We start from the raw sequence: 20,913 nt of genomic DNA, 5'->3' as shown, positions 1-20,913 counted from the left end.
AGCTCGATCATTGGACGCGCACGAGCATGGCAATGAACAAGGAAGACCTCCGTCGAGGCGGCGTCAAGGACGCCTCGGAGCAGCGCCGTCATTGTTCGGCTCGTAGCGCTGCCCATCGACGTCGATGCTGCGAATTTTCGTGCCATAGCCTCCGCCTTGGCGCTTGACGTTCGGTCGCGACGCTGCAGCCACACGACGGGTGGAGCGAGGCCGTTCGACGGCGCGCGGCGACGGCGGCTCCTGCACGGTGATTCGGTCTTCGAGATCGGCGCTCTTCAGCGCAGCGACAGCCCGCTTGCCGGCGGCCGCCGACGCGTCGGGAGATTTTTCGGAAATCGTGGACGTTTGCCCGCCCGTCATGATCACATTCGCTGCGCGCGAGGCCGCCTGTGCAGCAGCCGTCTCGGCGACAGGCGTCGGATTACGCAACGCTGTGATCCCGGCCGACTCGCCCGCGCCCACGCTCTTGTCCTGGCCTGTCGAATCGATATTCCAGGAATTGCCGCTCATCGCGCCGCCTCCATTCCAGAAGCTGCCGATAAATCCGCCGACGTTGCCGAAGTCCGTCTCTACCGTCACACGTCCGCTGGCGGAGGAATCGATAATGTCGCCGTAGATGACTTGGCCCGCGAAGCCGCCGACGCCGTACGCCTGGCCATGGGTCGTCACGCGTCCCGACGAGGACGAATTGCCGATCGATCCTCCCTCCTGCCTTCCGACCAAGCCGCCGACACTCTCCACGAAACTGTCATAGCCAAACCCATCGGCGAAGGTCCCAGCCAGAGCGCTCACGGTCACATCCACGAACGCCGACGAGCCAGAGATCGAGCCATCGGAATTCTGCCCGACCAGCCCGCCATAGTTCTGGCCGTTGATTTGACCGTTGTCCCATGTCGCCGTCAACGTTCCCGTGGCGGAGGAATCGACGATGGAGCCCGAAGCATTCGTCCCGACCAGTCCGCCGACGTTCGAGCTGTTCTCCGTCATCAAAGCCACATTGGCCCGCGAATCGGCGATGGAGCCGAAATTGATCCCCACGAAGCCGCCGACATTCACGCTGCCCAGCAACCCGTCGCCTTCCCTCACTCCTGCGGCAATCACGCCGCCCTTGAAGGTGGAGCGGGCAATGGAGCCGAAATTCGTGCCGGCGATCCCGCCGACATTCGTTCGTCCGGTCACGGTTGCGACGACATGGGCGTCCCCGATAATCCCGCGATTGGCCCCGACGAGGCCGCCGACATTGATGACGCCGACGATGGTCGAAGCGGTCACATAGACGTTGCCGATGCGACTGCCGTCCCAGCTCGAGCCGACCATGCCGCCGACGAAGGCGCTGCCGTCGACCCGATCGGTGATGGAAGCGTTCGCCAATCCCAAATCCCGAACAATGCCGACGCCGGTTACCGTGACGACGCCGGTCGTCGTGTCGACCGAAGTCGAGCCGAGCATCCCGATCAGACCGTTGTTTCCGTAACCGGCGACGTCGACGACCGACACATTCGAGATCTCGTGTCCGAGCCCGGCGAGGGTTCCGGCCAAGATATGGACCACCGCGCCCGAGAAGCTTCTTCCGGACGCGTCGATATCCCCGGCCAGAGCGTAATGACCCGTCGCCGCCTGGAAGACCGGCGTGCCGTCCCAGTCGCTGTAGACTTGGCTCCCGTTTGCGTCGAGGACCGGCGCGCTGATCGTCGCGAGCGCGTCGATATCGTGGATCAGCGTGTAGGACACGCCGTTGATGGTCAAGGAGGCGTTCGATCCGCTCAATGTCACGGAGGCGGGACCTGCCGATATGGAGCCGTCTTCGTTCGTAGTGAGGCTGGCGATGTGATAATCGGTCCTCGATGCGGCTGCCCCGGTTCTGGCGAAATCGCCGTAGTTCAGCACGAGTCCGGCGCTCTCGCCGCTCGCATAGATCGCGTCGTTGATGTTGATGTTCTTCGTCGCATTGAAGGTGAGCGTGGTGTTCGCCGCCCAGCTCACCGCGTCGTTGACGTCGATATCGCCGCTGACGCCGCTCCCTTGCGTCGAAAAGATCGTCACATTGTTCGATTCGAGCTGCTGGCTCAGCGCCGCGCCGGTGATGTCGCCGCCCGAGACCGCAATGGTGAAGCCGTCCGGATCGATGATCCAGTCGCCATGCCGGCCGCTCGCCGCCCTGGTCGTGATGACCGCGCTGTCGGCGATCTTCACCTTGTCGCCGCTCGTGTCGATCTCGCCGCCGCGGCCGCCATGGGGCGCCGATGCGTCGAGCCTGCCCGAGACCTTCGTCGTTCCGCCCGAGGCGAGGAGCTTGATCTTGCCGATCCGCACCGTTCCCTGCGAGGCCGCGCCGCCGGTCAGATCGGCGAGCGTGCGCGCCCGCACGATCCCGCTGTTGTTGACCTGCGCCGACAGAACCGCGTCGGCGGCCCTCGCGGTCATCACCACGCGGCCGCCGTCCGCCTGGATCAATCCCTTGTTCTGGACGAGCGCCTTGTAGGTCCCCTTGTCGACCGTCACGTCGACGAGGGAGTCGCCGCCGAAATTGAGCGTGATCTTGTCGCCGGACGCGAGGGCGATGGAGCCCAGCGTCGCGATGATCGCGCCCTCGTTGGACACTGTGCGCCCGAGCAGAGCGACATAGCCGCCGTCGCTCGCGCGTATATTGCCGCGATTGACGACGCCGGCGGTGGAGGAGCCCGAGAAGCGGTAGTTCCCGGCCATGAAATCGGAATTGGAGATGTCGAGCGTAGAGGCGACGAGGCCGCCGACATTGACCTGCGCGTCCCTGGTGAACAGCACGCCGTTGGAATTGACGATGAACACGCGGCCGTTGGCGTTGAGCGCGCCGGCGATGACGCTCGTCTCGTTTCCGATGACGCGGTTGAGCGTCACCGAGAGATTGGTCGGCTGATAGAAGTTGACCGATTCGCCGGCGCCGACGGAGAAGCCCAGCCAATCGATGATCGCGCGATTGGTGGACTGATCGACGTTGGTGGCGGGGCCGTTCTGCGAGATGGAGGCGCCGCCTTCGACGACCGTCCCCCCCGTCGGCGCGGTCGCGACCGGCCGGACGCCGGCAAGCAGCGCGGCCACCGCCGTCAATGTAGAGAATGACCCGCTTCGTAGAGAATTGCGGGACCATCGGCGGGATATCTTTCGAAGTAGGCGAAAGCTCTCGTCCGCCCGGCGACTCTTACCGATTCGGATGCACATTTTAAGATCATCCTATCGAACAGGGTATCTCGGCGTGACGCTCGCACACCGAGCAGGCTAACATGTAATTAATATATATATCGCTATTGGCTGATCGGTGCGGCGGAAAATTAGGCAGTTCGAACAAATGCTGGCCATCTTCAGCTCGAGACGCTCAGCAGCAACAAGAAATCGAGATTTCCCGTGCGTTCCACGAACGCCCGCAAGCGGTGAGAGAAAGGCCGAGTCCGCGGACGTCTCCGGCGCGCTCGTCGAGTGACGCCGGCGCCTGGCCGGAGCATGCGGCGCGGGGAGATCCGGCGGCGACGCCACCGCTTGCATCGTGCAAGAAAAACCCCGCCCTGAATGGGAGCGGGTTTTGGTAGATTGCAATAATCGACGGTTGCGGGACCTGCAACACTCGACTCGTGCGATCGATGGAAGGCGTAATCCCCCCGAGACTCGCCGCGCGATTATGGCGCCTGCGACGGCGGCGCCATTCTCGCGACCCGCGTCCGGTCTGCGCGATCGACTCTCGGCTTCCGTTCACGAGTGTTCGGTCGCTTTGACCTGCATGTCCTGAAGCCCGTCGGCGAGGCGAAGCGCATGAATATTGCCGAATGGCCGAGCGAGCGGCGGGTTACGATTCCGTTGAGGAGTGGGAGCGCGCTGCGCTTCAATCCGAAATCAGGCTGATCAATTGCGCGGTATCGAAATAATCCTCGAATTCGATCGCCTTGCCGTCGCGGAAGGTCCAGGAGTGCACGAAGCGGAAGGTCCCCTCGCGGCCATTGGCCGCGACCACTACGCGCACGCCGAACACCACGACGCGATCGCCCGACTCGATGAATTCGCGCGGATCGAGCGTCATTCGCGAAATATGGGTCGGCACGCGCCGGATGAAGGCCGCGACCTCGGCATGTCCCTTCTTTGCGCCGCCGAGACCGATGACGCTCAGCCCGTCCGGATGCACCCAGGAAACGTCCGGCGCAAGGGCGGCGAGCACGCCGTCGAGATCGCGGCGATGGAACGCGTCATACGATGCTCTGATCGTGTCGATGTGAGAAGACATGACGGCGCTCCCGGTCGCAGCCGTTCTATGCGATCCGGCCAGCGCCGCGTAAGCCGGCGCCGGCGGAACGCAGCGTTGCGGAAACTGCGATTGACGCGGTTTCCGGACGAAATCTATTTCTTGCCGATATCACACCGCCTCCGAGGATTGTCGAGGGCGCGGGCCTCATGGAGGCGAGCATGACCGATGCGCCCGGCGCGGCATATGCGAGCGACGTCGATTACGAGACCTATGGCCGCTATGTCAGCGCGACGAAGCTGGACGACGCGCTGAAGGCCGGCGCCGATTCGCTCTATTCGGCCTATCTTTCGCTCTCCGCTTTTCGAGACCGGATCGACGCGAGCGGCGCGACGCCCTTCGCGGCGGCGGCCGGGCTCTACCATCTCTATCTCGCCGCGGGCTGTCCCTTCTGCCATCGCGTGCTGATCGCCCTGCGTCTCCTCGGGCTCGAGGGCGTGATCTCTTATTCCTTCGTCGACGACGAGCGCGACGGACGCGGCTGGGCGTTCCGCGCCCGCCGCGGCGCCGATCCGGTCAACGGCTTTCGTCTCCTCGCCGAAGCCTATCGCGCGAGTGACCCTGGTTTCGACGGCCATATCTCCGCGCCCGTGCTGTGGGACCGGGAGACGCGGCGGATCGTCAATAATCATTCCGGCGATATTCTCGTCGATCTGGCGACGCAATTCATACGCTTCGCGCGCGCGCCTCTCGATCTCTGTCCGGAGGCGCTGCGCGCCGAGATCGAGACATTCGATTCGCAGCTCGAGGCCGAGCTCAATTTCGGCGTCTATCTCGCCGGCTCGGCGAGGAGCGAGAGCGAGCATGCGGTCCGGGTGCGGCGCATCTTCGATTTTCTGGAGACGCTCGACGCGCGTCTTCGCGAAAGCCGCTTCCTGTTCGGCGACAGGCTGACGGTGAGCGACATTCGCCTCTTCGTCACTCTCGCGCGCTTCGACGCGGCCTACTACCCGGTCTTCCGCGTCGATCTGAAGCGGCTGGTCGACTTTCCCGATCTCTGGGCCTATGCGCGCGACCTCTACCGAATTCCGGCCTTTCGCGACTCCACCGAGTTCGAGCGATACCGGAGCGATTACATCCGCAATTTCCCGTCGTCGCCGCCCGACGCGGCGCCGCCCGACGCCGATTGGACGCAGGACCCGCGACGTGATGCGGCGGCGCGCGCGTCCGCTTTTTCGCCCGCGGACAGCGCCGGGCATATTCGAGCGACCCCATGAATCGCGTCGTCTCCATAGAGAGCCTGATCGACGAGAACGCCATCGGCCGCCGACAGATCGTGATCGTCGCACTGTGTGGATTGCTGGCGATGGCCGATGGTTTCGACAATCAGGCGATCGCCTTCACCGCTCCCGCGATCGTCGACGAATTCGGCATTCCGCCGGCGGAACTCGGCGCCGTGTTCGCGGCCGGCTCCTTCGGCTCGCTGACCGGCGTCGTCGCGCAGGGTCCGCTCGGCGATCGGCTCGGACGCAAGACCGTCATGCTCGCGGCGTTCGTCCTCGTCGGCATCGCCTCTCTGCTGTATGTCGTCGCCTCGACCGCCGATACGCTCGTCGTTCTGCGCTTTGCGGCCGGTGTGGGCCTCGGCGCCGCCTTGCCCAATCTCTTCGCGCTCACCTCGGAATATACGCCGAAGCGGCGCCGCTCCACCTTCGTCACGGCGATGTTCTGCGGCATACCGCTCGGCGGCGTGCTCGGCGGCATGGCGACGGCGGCCATTCTGCCGGCCTGGGGCTGGCGCTCGGTCTTCTACCTCGCCGGAGCGCTGCCCTTGGCGCTCTCGGCCGCGGCTTGGCTGCTGATCCCGGAATCGCTCGCTTTCCTCGCGACGCGGGCGGGCGCGCACGAGCGCATCGGCGCCATACTGACCCGAATCGGCGTCGACGCGCCCGCCGAGCGGACGATCGGCGCGGTCGGCGCCGCTTCGGCGGCCGCCTCTGCGCAACTCTTCGCCGAGGGGCGCCTCTATGGAACGCTCCTTTTGTCCTTCATCAGCTTCGTCAGCCTGCTGGTGTCGATCTCGCTCACCAATTGGCTGCCGCTTATTCTCAATCAGGCCGGCGTCGCCCTCGGCATGGCGGTGATCGGCGGCGTCGTGCTGAGCGGCGGCGGCATGCTCGGCGCGATGTTCTTCGCCGCGCTCGCCGACGCGCACGACGTCTACAAGATTCTTCTCCCTGCCTTTGTGGCCGCGTCTCTCTCGGTCGCGGCGATCGGCGCCGTTCCCATGCAGAGCGACCTGGTCGTCGCGGCGATCTTTTCGGCCGGCTTCCTCTTCATCGGCGCGCAAATGTGCTTTCCGACTCTCGTCGCCGCCTATTATCCGAGCGCGCTGCGCGCGACGGCCATAGGTTGGACGATGGGCGCCGGACGCATCGGCGCGATCGTCGGGCCGGCCTTCACGGGCCTGCTGCTCGAACGCAAATTTGCGACGGGCGAGCTCTTCTATATCGGCGCCGCAACGACGCTTCTGGCGGTCGCGGCGCTCGCGCTGCTCGCGCTCGCCGATCGTGCGCGTGGAGCTTCGCGATAATCATCGCGACAGGGCCGGCGACGGCGAGGCGCCGTCCGCTCAGCGGGCGGATGGCGCGGCGCGCGACAGTCTCGCCCGCCGATCGACGCAGGCCCGCGGCAACGGCCAGGCGCCGCGCGGATAGCTGCCGAGAAATCGGACCGCGGCGCCGTTCCGCTCGACGCCCTTCAGCGCGTCCTCGACCGGGCGGTCGAACACATGGCCCTCGCAGTCGATCAGGAAGTGATAGCGTCCGAGGCCGCCGCCGCTCGGCCGCGGATCGATGCGCGTCACCGGAACGCCGCGGCTCGCGAATGAATCGAGCACGTCACGCAGCCATCCGGGATGATCCCGATCGGCCATGGCGAGGATCGACGTGCGGTCGGCGCCGGAGCGCGGCGCCGGCGGACCGGGACGGCGCAGCAGCACGAAGCGCGTGATGGCGTCGCCGCGATCGCCGATGTCGACGGCGAGCGCCTCGAGCCGGTAGCGCTCGGCGGCGAGCGGCGCGGCGATCGCCGCGAGCCCGGACCCCGCGCCCGCCTCGGCCACGCTTCGCGCCGCGGCGGCGGTGGAGGAGGCGGTCTCCAGCCGCACATTCGGCAGCCATTGGCGCAGCCAGCGGCCGCATTGCGCCAAAGCGTGCGGGTGGCTGAGCACGGTCCGCACATCGTCGAGACGCGCTCCGGACGCGGCGACCAGCGCGAATTCGACGCGCACGTGAGTCTCCGCGACGATATGGAGATCGTTCGCGACGAGCTCGGCCAGAGTCGCGGGGACCGGGCCTTCGACGGAATTCTCGAGCGGCGCCATCGCCGCTTCGACCGCGCCGTCGCGAACGGCGCCGAGCGCCGCCGCGACAGTCGGAAAGGGAATGCGCTCGGCCTCCGCCGCTTCCGGGAGGGAGCGCAAGGCCGCCTCGGTGAAGGTCGCTTCGGGTCCGAGATAGGCGTAGCGCCGCGGGCGTTCGTCGCGACGCGACGATTCACGAATGGCTCGAAGACTCTCCAATTCGGCGGACATGCGCGGCCTCCTCGATCGGGAGCGGGAGAATCATGCGGGCGCGCCGATCTTCACCGCGCCCGGGAAATGCGCTTCGATCGTGCGGCGGACGCCGTCCTTCCAATGCACCTCGCAATCGCCGATCAGCGCGCGCCTCTTGGAGTTATCGAAGGCATAGGTCTCTCTCGTCACCTCGCTCTGCTCGAAGCGCGCCTCGACGCCGGTGATCTCGGCGATATATTCGAGGCAGTCGCAAATGCCGACGGCCTCGTCGCCGCCCCAATTGACGATCAGCGCCGGAGAGGTCGCAACCTTCCAGAGCAGCGGGACCTGCCGCGCGAGATCGTCGGTATGGATCAACGACGCCCAGTTCTGTCCGCGGCGCGGAACCGGAATCGCCTTGCCGGCGAGCAATTGGCGATAGAGCAGCACCGGCACGCCGCCGTGACCATAGGGACCATAGGCGACATTGAGCCGCGCGATCACCGTCGGCAGGCCGAGCGTCGCGGCGTAGGCGCGCACGACGCCTTCGGAGGAGATCTTGACGATCGGATAGGCCGGCATCCATTGCGCGACGCCGTCCAGCGGATCAGTCTCCTTGTAGAGATGATCCAAAGTGCGGCGCGCATAGAGCGATCCGGTCGAGACATAGATGAACGCCTCCGCGTTGCGCGCATGGGTCATGATCTGGCCGGCGGCGACGGCGTTGATCTCGATCGCGCGGTCGAAGTCGCCGTCCTCGCCGCGGTCCACGGCGGAATGCAGCACGTGCGTGAAGTCGTCGGGCAATCCGCTCAGGCCGTCACGGCCCATGTTCCAGCGCCATGTGCGCAGTCCCTTGGCCTGCAGCGCCTCCTCGACGCCCGGCGCGCCGAAACGTCCGAGCGCCCAGACCTCGTTGTCCGCCGCGAGCGCCTCGGCGATCGGCCGCGCGACCTGTCCGGTCGCTCCGGTGACGAGTATCTTCTTGCCTGCGAAATCCTCGGCCATGACGAACCCTTTCATTTCGATGCGAGCGTTCATTTTCCGCCGAGCGCGCGGTCGAGCTCCGCGCGCAAGACCGCCTGAAAGGCGCCGACATGCTTCGGACCCATCAGCGTGTAATGCTCGCCGTCCACGTCGATGTAACGGTTCTCGGCGCGGGCGAAATCGTCCCAGCGCCGCAGCTCCTCGTTCAGCCATCTCTCCTTTGTTCCGCGCAGCGGAATGGCGTAGAACACGCTCAGCCGCTCGACCTTTCCCGACGGAACGTAAGTACGGCCGAGCGCGATCAGCGATTGCGCGAGCCCCGCCCATGCGGTGAATTTCTCGAGATCGAGAGCGAGTTCCGTCAATCGCTCGGGCGGCGCGAGGGCGATCAGCCGCGCGCAGAATTCGTTCGGCGCGCTCTCGCGCAATTGCGCCGGCAGATCGGCGGCCTGCGTCTTGTCGATCAACGAGAGGAAGAAGGCGAGATTGACCGCGCCTTCGATCGGATCGAGCTCGTCCATCCGATATTTGATATGTGGCGGCAAATTGAAGCTGCCGACGAAATCGACGCGCTCGCCCTGCGCCTCGAGGCGCTTGGCGATCTCGAAGGCGACCGCGGCGCCATAGGAATAGCCCGCCACCGCGTAAGGGCCGTGCGGCTGCCGCTCGCGGATCGCCGCGACATAGATGGAGACCATCTCCTCGAAGCTTTCGAAATAGGTCTCGCCTTCGTCGAAGCCGCGCGCCCGAAGCGCGTAGAAGGGGCGCTCGTTGACGAAATATTTCGCGAGATTGACGAAGACGAGCACCTCGCCGACGCCCGGATGCACGCAGAACAACGGCGTCTTCGATCCGGTGAGCTGCAGCGGAACGATCGGATCATAGGCCGCGCGCGGGCCGTCGCCGGCTGCGATGCGCGCCGCGAGAAGGCGCACGGTCGGATTCTGCAGAATCGTGACGATGGCGATCTCGCCCATGTCGAGACGCTTGTCGAGATTGCGCTTGAGCTTCAGAATGTCGAGCGACGTGCCGCCGAGATCGAAGAAGCTCGCCGTGGCGCTGATCGCCGCCGGCGCGACGCCGAACATCTCGGCGTAGATTCCGGCGATGATCGTTTCGATCGGCCCTCGCACGGGCGAAAAGCCGCCGAGCTGCCGTTCGGCGACGCCGGCGGCATAGGCGCGATGCGCGTCGAGCTCGCCGGCTTCGAGACGCTTGCGCAGGAGCGAGCGCTGGATCTTGCCGAGGCTCGTCTTGGGAAAGGCGTCCTCGGGCAAGGGCAGGATCTCCGCTGGCCGGAAGCCCCACGAGAGGATCGTCTCGTTGCGGATGGCGATGATCAGGCGATGCAGCTCCGCTTCGTTCGCGAGCGGAAAGGAGGGCGTGAAGGCGACGACGAGCTGCTCCGTGTCGGCGCCTTTCGGTCGAGTTGGAAAAGCGGCGACGAAGGAGCGCCGCACCCCGCCCAGCCGCTCGAGGACCGTCTCGAGCTCATGGCTGAAATAATTCACGCCATTGACGATGATGCTATCCTTGCTGCGCCCGGCGAGAGAAAGGCGGCCGTCCTCCATGCGTCCGAGATCGCCGGTGCGCAACCAGCCGTCGGCGGTGAAGGCGGCGCGCGTCGCCTCCTCATTGCCGAAATAGCCGGAAAACACCATCGGCCCGCGCAACTGCAACTCTCCCGCCTCGCCCTCCAGGAGCGGCGCCTCGCGCTCGTCGACAATTCGAATCAGCAGTCCGTCGACGGGCCGGCCGAGGGAAGCGAACTCGCGTCCCCGATCGGCGTCGGGGAACTCGCGCGAGTAGACGCTGCCTGCGCACGTCTCCGTCATGCCGAAGGCCGGCCACAAGGCCGTCGGCGCGAGGCCGTGAGGAGCGAGCAGCGAGAGGAATTTGCGTCCCGTCTCGACGACCACCGCCTCGCCGCCGGAAATGATGCGCTTCACCGAAGAGAGATCGAAACGCGTCGCGCCGCGCCCGGTCTCGAGCCCGGCGACGATCTGCCCCAGGAGAAAATTCGGCGTGAAGGTCATCGTCACGCGGCGCCGATCGATCGCCCGCAGAAAGGCGAGCGGATCGGCGATGATCGGCGCCGACTCCACGTGGAATTGCGTCGCGCCGACATAGGTCGGCAGAAGATGCGTCTCGATCAGCGCGGCGACATGATCGAAGGATATCCAATTGAATGTTACGTCCGCGGCCGTGAGAGCTTGGCGCTCCACCTTCGCTGGAAGCGAGGCGAGAAGATTGCCATGAGTGAGCGCGACCGCCTTGGCGGCGCCCGTCGAGCCGGAGGTCGGCACGAGCAGCGCGACGTCCTCCGGCTCGGCGTGATGGGTAAAGTCGTCGCGTGCGGCCACGCGCAGCGCGTCGAGCGTGACGAATTCGACGCCGGGGGCGTCGCCTGCGCGCGCGACGATCGCGAGGGGATGGCCGAGCAGCGCGTCGAGATAAGCGAGATGGGCGGCCCAGCGCTGCGGATCGTTTCTGATCGGCGTCACCGGACAGGGGACATAGCCGCCGAGCACACTCGCCCAGAAGGCCGGGACGAAGTCCTCGGCGCGCTCCAGGACGAGAAGGATCCTTCCGCCCGGCGCGCGGCCGCGCGCACGCAGCCCGCCGACTATGCTCCGGGCTTCGTCCAGCAGCGCCGAATAGGATTTGGCGCTCGGCTCTTCGTCGACATCGGCGGAGAGGAGGCGCAGCCCCGCGCACGGGCGCCATTCGGCGGCGCGCAGGAGAAGCTGAGCGAGAGTGGAGGGACGCCCGTGGCGCCGCTCGATCTCCGGAACGGACGAGACCGGCAGAGTGACTGTCATCGAATCACCTCGACGATTGGATGAAAGAAAGAAAAATCGAATGTCCCGAGTGCGAATGCCGCGAGTGAGGCGCTTTAGCGCCTCACGCCTTCTATGACGCTGTGCGGCCCGCTCGTCGGATGTTCGCTCGTGAGCTCGAGACCCGCGGCCGCATAGAGGCGGCGGTAGTCCTCGAGCGTGCGCTCGCGGCCGCCGGCGCTCATGATGAGCATCTCGAGATCGAGCAGCTTGGCGAAATGCGGCGCGCCGGGCGGCGTGAGAACCGCCTCGATGACGAGAAGCTTGCCGTCGGCCGGCAGGACGGCGGCGCAATTGCGGAGAAAGCGCAGCGACCGCTCGTCGTCCCAGTCGTGAAGGATGTGCTTCATCAGATAGACGTCGCCGCCCGGAACAACGCTCTCGAGCGCGTCGCCCGCGATCACATCGACACGATCGGCGAGGCCCCGCTCGGCGAACAGCCGCGTCGCGCCCTCCACGGCGTGCGGCAGCTCGTAGAGCACGCCTCTCGCGCGGGGGTGCGCGCACAGAATAGTCGCGAGCAGCAGCCCATGTCCGCCGCCGACATCGACGATCACGCGGGCGTCGGAAAAATCATAAGCCTCGACGACCGCTCGCGACGCCATTTCGCTGAGGCTCGTCATCGCTTCGTTGACGATCTCGGCCTGATCGGGACGGTCGCCTATATACTCGAAGGCCGATCGGCCGGCGACATGGTCGAACGCCGGACGGCCCGTCTTCACGCTGTAGACGAGTTCGCCCCACGCCTTCCACGCCATCTCCATGCCCATCAGCCGGGCGAAGCCGCGGATCGAACCCGGCTTTCCGCGGCGCAGCGTCTCGCTCAGCGGCGTGTTGCGAAACCGCCGTTCACTGTCTTCCTGGAAAATTCCGACGCTGCTCAATCCGCGGAGCAGGCGGTAGAGCGAGTCGGCGTCGGCCTCGACAGCCTTCGCCAGCTCCTCGACGCTTTGCTCGCCGAGGTCGAGCGCGTCGGCGACGCCGATCTCCGCGGCGGCATAAATCGCCTGCGACACCCATTTGCCGATGATCAGCTCGAACATGAGCGCTTGCGGAGGCCGCCCGAGCGGCGCGGTCTCGATCGTCGTTTCCAAAAGGCTCATCGGGATGGCTCCCATGAAAAAACGTCAGAGAAGTCGTAAGTCGTCGTGTCGGCCGCTCTCACGGCCGCGCAAAAAGAAACCTCGCGCCGGGCGGCCGGCGCGAGGTTTCGCGTCAATAACGTACGGTCACGCCTCCATAAATCGCGGCGCCGTCGCCCGGGTAGAACACCGCCGCGTCGCGGCCGCTCGCGTTGAAGATCGGATTGACCACAGCCGCATATTTCACATTCGCGAGATTCCGGCCTTCGAGATAGGCCTCCCATTGAAAGGCTTCGTCCTCTTCCTTCGGACGAATATAGCCGATCCTTGCTCCGATGATCGCGTAGGGCCGGGAATAGAAACTGTTCGCATAATCGATGGGATAAGAGACCATGCTCGATTCGACGTTCACGCCTGCGTAGAAGCCGATCGGATGCCGATATTCGAGCTCGGCCTTGTAGAAATGCAGAGGAATGCTCGGCAGGCGGTTGGTCCCGTAGAGCGGATCGTTCGCATAGTGGAAATCGTTCCAGGTATATGCTTGGCGCAGCGAGATTTGCTGGTCCGGCTCGGCGAGCGTGGAATTGAGAAGAGCGGTCCCGGGCGCCTCGCTCGGCTGGACGGCCGCGCCGGGCGCGACCGATCGCCACAGGAGCGTGTCGAGAGTGAGCTCGACGCCTTGATGCCGCGTCTTGCTAGCATTGGTTGTCGTGGTCAGCGCCGTGCCAGGCAGCAATACGCTGAGGAACTCGTTGTTCACCCAGGAATGATAATAGGCGACATCCCATTTGAACGCCGAGAACTTGCCTTTCACTCCGCCCTCGGTCGTCCATGCGGTCTGCAGATCCAGGTTCTGGTTCCCGAGCAGCGGCGCCGGAAGCAGAATTCTCGGAAAGGACCAGTTGGTCGGCGGCTCCACCGAGCGGCTCACATTGGCGAACAGCTGCACGTCCGGCGTGAGATAGTAGCGCGCGCCGACGCGCGGGGCGTAGCTGAAATAGTCTTTGGTGAGCTTGTCGTAAACCGGATAGATGTACTCGCTCGTGCGCGGCGAGTAATTGAGAGCGAATCCGGTCGTGAGCCAGAGCTCCGGCGTCACCTCGAAATCATTGTGACCGAAGACCACGACATCCGCGCCCGAGAAGTTCACATAGTTGAGGAGCTGGTTCTTCACGAAGAAGCCGGTCCAGCCTTCGAGCTTCAGATTGGGATCGAGCGCCGTCGACGACAGGGCCGCGAGAGTCGTCGCGCTCTTGTGCCCCTCGATATCGTCGTCGCGGAAATATCGCAGCGACGCGCTGATGTCGCTCGCCTCCCATCGCACGAAGGGGCCGCCGGCGCCGCTCTGAGGGAATCGCTTGTAGGAGAAATCGAATTGCGCCGAGGAGGAGTCGTCGATGCGCAGCCTGGTCTTGTTCGCGACGAACACCGACGACGGGATGACCTTGTACCAGCGATTGGCTTGCGCGGCGAAGGCGGCCTGCCTCGGATCCGCCTGCAGCTGGGCCCATGTCAGAGTGTTGGGGACCTGGAAATATTCGTGCGCGAAACGGAAGTAGAAGCGCGTGTCGAGGTCCGGCGTGACCTTGTAGCCGACATTGGCGACGAGACGGACGCTGCTCGCCTGCGACTGCGCGCGAAAGCCGTCCTGCTTGAATCCGGTCGCGCTCACATAATAGTCGAGCGGGCCGATCACCTGTCCGGAGCTGACCTGGCCGCGCCAAAAGCCGAAGCTGCCGGATTCGACACGCGCCTGAAACGGCTTGGAGTCGTATCCCGTGTGCGAGACGTAGTCGATCGCGCCGCCCAACGTCAGCGCGCCGCGCTCGAAGGCGTTCGCGCCGCGGAAGATGGAGACGTGATCGGCCGCGAGCGGCTCGACGAGCTCCCAAGGCACGCCCGTGGACGTCGTGATCGGGATTCCGTCGAGCAGAATGGAGAGGCCGGCGAGATAATTGAGAGGGCTGCGTTGAATGCCCGAGCCACGGATGGAAAGGCGTATCGCTTCGCCGCCGGATGTCGATTGCGCGAACACGCCGGCCTCACGCGAGAGAATGTCCGCGGGATTTCCCGCGCGGCCGCGCTCGATCTCCTCCGATGTGACGAAATTGACGCCGCCCGGTGTTTTTTCGGCCTCCGCTTCCGCTTTCTGCCTCTCGGTGCGCTGCTTGGCGCGGACCTGCACATCGGGAAGCACGACGTCTTCCGCGAAAGCGGCCGTTGCGAGCGCAATGATCAGCAACGAGGCTCCTCCACCCAATGCGTGCGCATGCATACGCGATCTTTTGGACGCCATTGACCAGACTCCCCGGCATGGACGCGCAATCGGAACACCGACTGCTACAAATTAGATATATTAAGTAGGATATGTGTGACGCAGCGTGATGTCACCTGCGCCGTGTGGAACGCTGCGTTCCGAGTCGCGAGGAGGGGCGCGCGTCGCGGCGTATCGCGTCGAATCTCGCGGACGGCTCAGTTCTGATCGCCGCGAGGCAATTCTTCCACGAGGAAATCGAGAAACGCGCGTGCGCTCGCGGAAAGACCCTTGCGCGAGAGATAAGCGACGTGGATGTCATTGGTCGGTCCGCACCAATCCTCGAGGATCGTCACGAGCGCGCCGTTCTCGATCTGCTCTTTGCAGAAATGAGCGGGAAGCAGTGCGATCCCCACTCCTGCTTCGGCGGCGGCGCGCAGCACCGCGAGCTCGAAGGTGACGAGGCGCGGCGACACGGCGAGCTCCTGGACGACTCCGTCGCGCCGCCGCAGCCGCCAAGTCAACTGCCTTTGCGTCGCAGGCACCGAGAGTAGAGGAAGGCGCCGCAGGTCCTCCGGCGAGCGCGGCTGCTCGGCGGCGAGGAAAGAGGGCGACGCGACGAGGACATTGCGGCTGACGCCGAGACGCCGCATGATCAGATCGGAATCGTCGAGCGGCGTCGGGCGGATGCGTATCGCGAGATCGATGCGGTCGCCGATCATGTCGATCGACCAGTTTCGCGCGTCGAGCTCGAGCGCGATCTCCGGATTGCGCGTGAGGAATTTCGGCAGGAGCGGCGCCAGCCAGTAATTGGTGAGAGGCGCGGGCGCCGCGACGCGCAGCAGGCCTTTGGGCCGCGCCTGCGCCTGTGTGATGAAGGCCCGTGTCGCCTGCGAGCTCTCCAATGTCTCCTTGCAGCGTTCGTAGAACGACTGTCCGAGCTCGGTCACGACGAAACGTCGCGACGTGCGATGGATGAGCTGCACCGCGAAGCGGTCTTCGAGATCGGCCAGCCGGCGGCTCAGCCGGCTCTTCGGTATGCCGAGACTTCGGCTGGCGCCGGCGATGCCGCCCTGCTCGACGATCGCGGCGAACAGCAGAAAATCGGACAGATCCTCGATGTCTCTCAGATTGAGCGCGGACAATGCGACGATTCCTGATCGGTTCGTCTCGACCGCGACAGGCTGTCACGACATCTCACCGCAATCAAGGCGCGCCTTTCGCCGGCGCGCTAGGCGGACAAGGGCGTGCGCTCCGAGTCGGCGGAGATCGAAAAGGAACCGCGCGCGAATCTGCGCAAGGCGTGGAGCAGGGCGTTCGCGGGATCGGCCGGCGCCCGACGCGAGCGGAATGCGACATGCCCGTCGGGCCGCACGAGCGCCGCGCCGTCGGCGTCGATCCCATAGATCTGCGTCATTGTCGGTTGATCCGCGCGCTCGACGAAGTCGCCGCCCTCTCCGATGCGATAGGCGCGAAGCCGCAGGCTCTCCGTCTCCGCAGCGCGCCGCGCCGCGGAAATCCATGCTTCTCCTTTCGGACCCGTGACGAGAACGAATCCGTCGTAGAAGAGATCGATGGTGGAAAGCTCCCGCCCCTCCGAGTCGCGGAGCCACAGATGCGGCGCGCGCGCGCCCGGATGGGCGGTGGCGCGATAGTCGCTCACCGTCGATCGCTCGGGCTCCGTGCCGTCGGGGATCACCGCGCCGGAGCGATAGATCGTTCCGAATTGCTGTCCCTGAGAGTAGAATTGTTCGCGCTGACGCGGAATCGACTCGGCGATCTTGGCGCGCAGCGCGCGTCCTGCCGGCGTGTCCTTCTCGATGTCGGCGAGGATCTCCGGATTGCGGAGCAGCCATCCGGTCTCCTCCATCCGTCGTGTGTTCTCGAGGCATTGCGCGCCGTTGAACTCTGCGACCGGCTTGCGCTCGGCCTCATAGGTGTCGAGCAACGCGTCGTCGGCCCGGCCGCGCAGCGCGAGATCGAGCTTCCAGACGAGATTGACGCTGTCCTGCACGCCGGAGTTCATGCCGAAGCCGCCGTGCGGCGGAAAACGATGGGCGGAGTCGCCGACGAAGAACACGCGGCCGATGCGCCAGCGGTCTGTGACGGCCTGGTCGTGCTTCCAATGCAGGATGCTCGTGATCTCGAGCTCCGCCTCCGGGTCGCCGACGGCGAGCCGGATGATGTCGCGGCACCGCTCGGGCGTATAGCTCTGCGGGTCCTCGTCCGGCGCGGCCTCGAAATTATAGGACCAGCGGTTGGTCTGTCGCCGCCAGCCGAGGGCTCCCTGCGTCTCGGCGTTGACGACCCAAAACAGGCCGTAATGGCGCCCGGCGCGATGCCTTTCGAGATCGGCGCGGAACTGCACATTGATCGAATTGCCGAAGGCGCCCGACCCGCTCTCGCCGACGCCGAGCGCCAGTCGCGTCGGGCTGCGGACGCCGTCGGCGGCGATCAGATAGCGCGCGCGGACGGTCGTCTCGCGGCGGCCGGTCGTCTCGTCGAGCACGTCGACGAACACGCTCTCGTCGGTCTGCGCGAGGAATTGGGCGCGCTTGCCGAATTCGGCGCGCACATTCGGATGCGCCTCGATCTGCGAGAACAGGATCGGCTCGTAGAGGTCCTGGCCGCAGAAGCAGGGGCCTTCCGGCGACAGCGCGCTCCACAATTCGATGTCCGCGGCGCTGCCGAAGTCGATCCGCCCGAGCTCGATGCCGGCGAGGCGCGTCATCCACGCGAAGCCCGATGTCCGCGCGCCCGGCGGCAGCACGCCGCGGCTCGCCTCGCGTATGCGGCCGGCGACGCCCCATCGGCGGAAAATCTCCATGGTGCGGGCGTGGATGCCGCCCGCTTTGGGATGCCGGGACAGGCTGTCGCGGCGCTCGAACAGCGCGACTCGATGGCCCAGCCGGCCGAGCTGCAGCGCGCTCGCGCATCCGACCGGCCCGGCCCCGACGATCAGGACATCCGCTTCCTCGCTCCGGCCGCCCCGCGCCGCATCATCGGTCATGGTCGCGCTCCTATATAAATCTATAATGCCGATTGTTAAAGTAGATTATGCGCCGTTCGGCTCGCATCGAAAGAGGCATGCTGCGGAACGCAGCGTTCCATCATGGCCTCGCGATCATCCTCGCGAGGAACGTTATTCTCGCGCGGCTGGAACGGCCGCTACGGAGAATGGCCGTGAGGGGATCGCTCATGTCGGAGATTCGTGTTCTCGCTATTCCGGGCTCGCTGAGAAGGGCGTCCTACAACCGAAAGATCGCAGAAAGCCTGCAGGCGCTCGCGCCCCGCGGAATGAAGATCGCCGTCTACGAACATCTTGCCGATCTGCCGCATTACAATGAGGATCTGGACCATGACGAGCCGCCGCCGGCGGTGCGTTCGCTGCGCCGGGAGATCATGGAGGCGGACGCGGTCTTCTGGGTCTTTCCCGAGTTCAACCATTCGGTTCCGGGCGTGCTGAAGAATCTCGTCGACTGGGCCTCTCGTCCGCTCGGCGCGGCGGCTCTGTTGGGCAAGGTCTCGGCGCTCGCGGTGGCGAGCCAGGGCCATGGCGGTCATCGCGGCATGGCGGAGCTCGCGCGCATTCTGCGCGATCTCGGTGGCTTCGTGGTGCCGGCGCCAGAAGTCTGCATCCAGCGCGCGCACGAGCGGCTGGCGGTCGACGAGCTCGGCGCTCTTCGATTTGTCGATGCGCGGACGCGCTCGTCCCTGGAGCTGCTGTTGAAGTCGCTCCATCGCGCCGCGATCGACAAGGCGGGAGAGCACGCCGCGATCCCCTGGCGTGAGTTTTTGTCGCTCATACGGTAAGACATGGCGAAATCAGGCTTCTCCATGACATGGACGCCGTCCTCGGCGACCTCGATGCGATAGTCCGGATCACGCACCTGCGCGGCCAGTGTCGCAATGTCCTCTGGAGTCGTCGCATTAGGCTTGCGGTCTCGCAGCGCCATCAGTCCGCCGCCGAAGCCCTGGGGCAGCGCTTTCGCCTCGCGCGCCGCGTAATATTCGCGGCGCGCCCGGTCGAATTCACGGATCGCCGTCCGGCAGTGTGGACTCACCTGCACCGCGAGAACGGCCGTGACGTGGAGTTCGGACACGAGCCCCATCGGCAGCGCATTGACGCCGGTCGTGTCGGCGTCCGTCAGCTCGGTGACATTGTCGATCCCCATCAGGATCGGCGCATCCCTGCGCCGGTCGCATGCGAGGACGCCCCGGAGCGCAAACGCCCGGCGGCCGCAAGCGATCCCCCTGGGACACCCCGCCCGAGGACTTCGATGTTGTCGCGGCAGGTCTCCCGGCTCGCGGGTCGTCGTCCCGGTCCGGCCTTCCCGGAGCCTCGTGGCTCCAGTGGCGCATAATCGACTTGCCGCTCACAGTTGCGGGGGCAGCTTCGGCATCGGCCCGGAGGCTCACCGAACTCCCTCTCGGCTCCGGCCCGCAATGGGCCGGAGAACCACGACGATTGCATTCTTTCGATTTGGTGGGCGCTTGTCGAGCACCCGGCACGATCACGCGCCTTGCTCGACGGCGTCGGCTCCAGCCTGGGCGATGATCCCATCCTGGAACGATAGAGCGGCGCTATCCAGTTCGCGAGCTGGCACAGGAACGGCATGTGAACACGTTCCGGGAATTTTCCGGGACCCTATGCGCCCATTCCGGGACTTTGAGATGTCTTGTTCCCTTTCAGGGCCATGACCGGCCCCGCCGAGGTTTCAAAACATTTCGGTTTTTCAGTGAGTTGTATGGTACCGCCACCCCGGCTCGAACGGGGGACCCCCAGATCCACAATCTGGTGCTCTAACCAACTGAGCTATGGCGGCCCGTCAGCGGGCGGGAAACTAGAAGCATCGCCGCTTCTTTGCAATGCGAATATCGCCACGGCGCGCGAAATCCGGGCGGCGCCGCCTCGCCTTGGCCGATGTCCGAATCTCTGCTTAACATGGGGCGCGCCGCATGCCTCTCGCCCGCGGCCCCGCGAGGACCGCCCGCCGATGAAAATCACTTTGATCCAGATGAACTCCGTCAGCGACAAGGCCGCCAATCTCACTGCCGCGAGCGCGCTGATCGAGCAGGCCGTCCGCGAGGAGCGGCCCGACTGGATCTGCCTGCCGGAGGTGTTCGACTTCATCGGCGGCAACCGCGCCGACAAGGCGGCCGCCGCCGAAACGCTGCCGGGTGGGCCCGCCTATTCGCTGTGCAGCGAGCTCGCCCGCCGCCACGGCGTCTTCATTCACGCCGGCTCCATTCTCGAAAAGGTCGAGGGCGAGGAGCGCCTCCACAACACCACGGTCGCCTTCGACCGGCGCGGCGAGGAGGTCGCCCGCTACCGCAAGATCCATATGTTCGACATCACCGCGCCGGACGGCGCGCAATATCGCGAGAGCGCCGCCTTCAAGCCGGGCGACGCCGTCGTCACCTATGATTGCGAGGGGCTCACCATCGGCTGCGCCATCTGCTACGATCTGCGCTTCCCCTATTTGTTCCAGAAACTCGCCGAAAAAGGCGCGGACCTCATCGCTCTTCCCTCCGCCTTCACGATGGTCACCGGCAAGGATCATTGGGAGGTGCTGCTGCGCGCCCGGGCGATCGAGAGCCAGACCTATATCGTCGCTCCCGACCAGACCGGCGCCCACAAGACCCGCCATGAGACACGCGTCAGCTATGGCCATTCGCTCGTCGCCGATCCCTGGGGCCATGTCGTCGCCCGCGCGTCGGACGGCGTCGGCATCGTCTCGACGCGAATCGACCCCGAGCGCATCCGCAAGGTGAGAGCGATGATCCCCGTGGCGACCCACAAGGTCGCGCTGCCGGCCTGACGCCTTCTCCCCTTCCCCCGAAGACGCATAACTGGCGGAGCCGCCAGCGGAATTCCCGCACGCTCTTGCGCGCATCGGCAAATTATGGCTAAAATATTGGTCTGCTTACAATCCGAAACAGGATGGGCGCCGAAAATGTGCGCCGGCAGCGGGGGGAGCAAAAAT

Annotated in this window: 13 protein-coding genes, 1 tRNA gene, 1 pseudogene and 1 riboswitch; of the genes and pseudogenes, 4 read left to right on the top strand and 11 right to left on the bottom strand. The window is 65.5% G+C overall.

What is annotated here, in order from left to right:
- Window positions 1–63: 63 nt before the first annotated feature.
- Together AC6IW9_RS09240 and AC6IW9_RS09235 are read right to left on the bottom strand one after the other, a co-directional pair.
- Window positions 64–3,078, bottom strand: a complete 3,015-nt coding sequence (locus AC6IW9_RS09240) for a two-partner secretion domain-containing protein (protein WP_497772479.1) — start codon at window positions 3,076–3,078, stop codon at window positions 64–66.
- A 775-nt stretch (window positions 3,079–3,853) separates the two neighbouring features.
- Entirely contained in the window at window positions 3,854–4,249 is a 396-nt protein-coding gene (locus AC6IW9_RS09235; RefSeq protein WP_497771774.1) for a nuclear transport factor 2 family protein, read from the bottom strand.
- Window positions 4,250–4,428: 179 nt separating this feature from the next.
- Here AC6IW9_RS09235 and AC6IW9_RS09230 point away from each other — a divergent pair, with 179 nt between their 5' ends.
- Both AC6IW9_RS09230 and AC6IW9_RS09225 read left to right on the top strand, forming a co-directional pair.
- Entirely contained in the window at window positions 4,429–5,484 is a 1,056-nt protein-coding gene (locus AC6IW9_RS09230; RefSeq protein WP_497771772.1) for a glutathione S-transferase C-terminal domain-containing protein, read from the top strand.
- Complete coding sequence (locus AC6IW9_RS09225) at window positions 5,481–6,800, top strand: MFS transporter (protein ID WP_497771770.1); 1,320 nt, start codon at window positions 5,481–5,483, stop codon at window positions 6,798–6,800. The genes AC6IW9_RS09230 and AC6IW9_RS09225 overlap by 4 nt, the downstream gene beginning before the upstream one ends.
- A 39-nt stretch (window positions 6,801–6,839) precedes the next feature.
- Here the strand turns inward: AC6IW9_RS09225 and pheA are convergent, their stop codons facing one another.
- The 7 genes from pheA to AC6IW9_RS09190 all read right to left on the bottom strand — a co-directional run bounded on the left by pheA (window position 6,840) and on the right by AC6IW9_RS09190 (window position 17,936).
- Window positions 6,840–7,802, bottom strand: coding sequence for a prephenate dehydratase (gene pheA / locus AC6IW9_RS09220; RefSeq protein ID WP_497771768.1), 963 nt, complete (start codon window positions 7,800–7,802; stop codon window positions 6,840–6,842).
- Between the two features lie 30 nt (window positions 7,803–7,832).
- Window positions 7,833–8,786: an NAD-dependent epimerase/dehydratase family protein gene (locus tag AC6IW9_RS09215; protein ID WP_497771766.1), complete on the bottom strand. Its 954-nt coding sequence runs from the start codon at window positions 8,784–8,786 to the stop codon at window positions 7,833–7,835.
- A 14-nt stretch (window positions 8,787–8,800) separates the two neighbouring features.
- Window positions 8,801–11,572, bottom strand: a complete 2,772-nt coding sequence (locus AC6IW9_RS09210; RefSeq protein ID WP_497771763.1) for an AMP-binding protein — start codon at window positions 11,570–11,572, stop codon at window positions 8,801–8,803.
- Window positions 11,573–11,646: 74 nt separating this feature from the next.
- Complete coding sequence (locus AC6IW9_RS09205) at window positions 11,647–12,693, bottom strand: methyltransferase (protein ID WP_497771760.1); 1,047 nt, start codon at window positions 12,691–12,693, stop codon at window positions 11,647–11,649.
- A 112-nt stretch (window positions 12,694–12,805) separates the two neighbouring features.
- Window positions 12,806–14,914, bottom strand: coding sequence for a TonB-dependent receptor family protein (locus AC6IW9_RS09200; RefSeq protein WP_497771756.1), 2,109 nt, complete (start codon window positions 14,912–14,914; stop codon window positions 12,806–12,808).
- 230 nt (window positions 14,915–15,144) lie between these two features.
- On the bottom strand, window positions 15,145–16,071 hold the full coding sequence (locus AC6IW9_RS09195; RefSeq protein WP_497771754.1) for a LysR substrate-binding domain-containing protein: 927 nt from the start codon (window positions 16,069–16,071) through the stop codon (window positions 15,145–15,147).
- 86 nt (window positions 16,072–16,157) lie between these two features.
- Complete coding sequence (locus tag AC6IW9_RS09190) at window positions 16,158–17,936, bottom strand: FAD-dependent oxidoreductase (protein WP_497771751.1); 1,779 nt, start codon at window positions 17,934–17,936, stop codon at window positions 16,158–16,160.
- 188 nt (window positions 17,937–18,124) lie between these two features.
- Between AC6IW9_RS09190 and AC6IW9_RS09185 the strand changes: the two genes are divergently transcribed.
- A complete protein-coding gene (locus tag AC6IW9_RS09185; protein WP_497771749.1) occupies window positions 18,125–18,739 on the top strand; it encodes an NADPH-dependent FMN reductase in 615 nt (204 codons plus the stop codon).
- A gap of 17 nt (window positions 18,740–18,756) precedes the next feature.
- Here AC6IW9_RS09185 and AC6IW9_RS09180 read toward each other — a convergent pair.
- Together AC6IW9_RS09180 and AC6IW9_RS09175 are read right to left on the bottom strand one after the other, a co-directional pair.
- A pseudogene (locus tag AC6IW9_RS09180) lies at window positions 18,757–19,125 on the bottom strand (DUF6513 domain-containing protein); the annotation flags it as partial.
- 74 nt (window positions 19,126–19,199) lie between these two features.
- Window positions 19,200–19,405, bottom strand: a riboswitch (cobalamin riboswitch).
- Between the two features lie 270 nt (window positions 19,406–19,675).
- Window positions 19,676–19,752 (bottom strand) — tRNA-His (locus AC6IW9_RS09175).
- Between the two features lie 171 nt (window positions 19,753–19,923).
- Here AC6IW9_RS09175 and AC6IW9_RS09170 point away from each other — a divergent pair.
- Window positions 19,924–20,748 carry a carbon-nitrogen hydrolase family protein gene (locus AC6IW9_RS09170; RefSeq protein WP_497771746.1) on the top strand — a complete coding sequence of 275 codons (825 nt, stop codon included), beginning with the start codon at window positions 19,924–19,926 and terminating at the stop codon, window positions 20,746–20,748.
- Window positions 20,749–20,913: the final 165 nt, after the last annotated feature.

Source organism: Methylosinus sp. shoA, assembly GCF_059718125.1.
The sequence above is the reverse complement of the archived record's forward strand: the minus strand, read 5'-3'. Positions and strand labels throughout refer to the sequence as shown.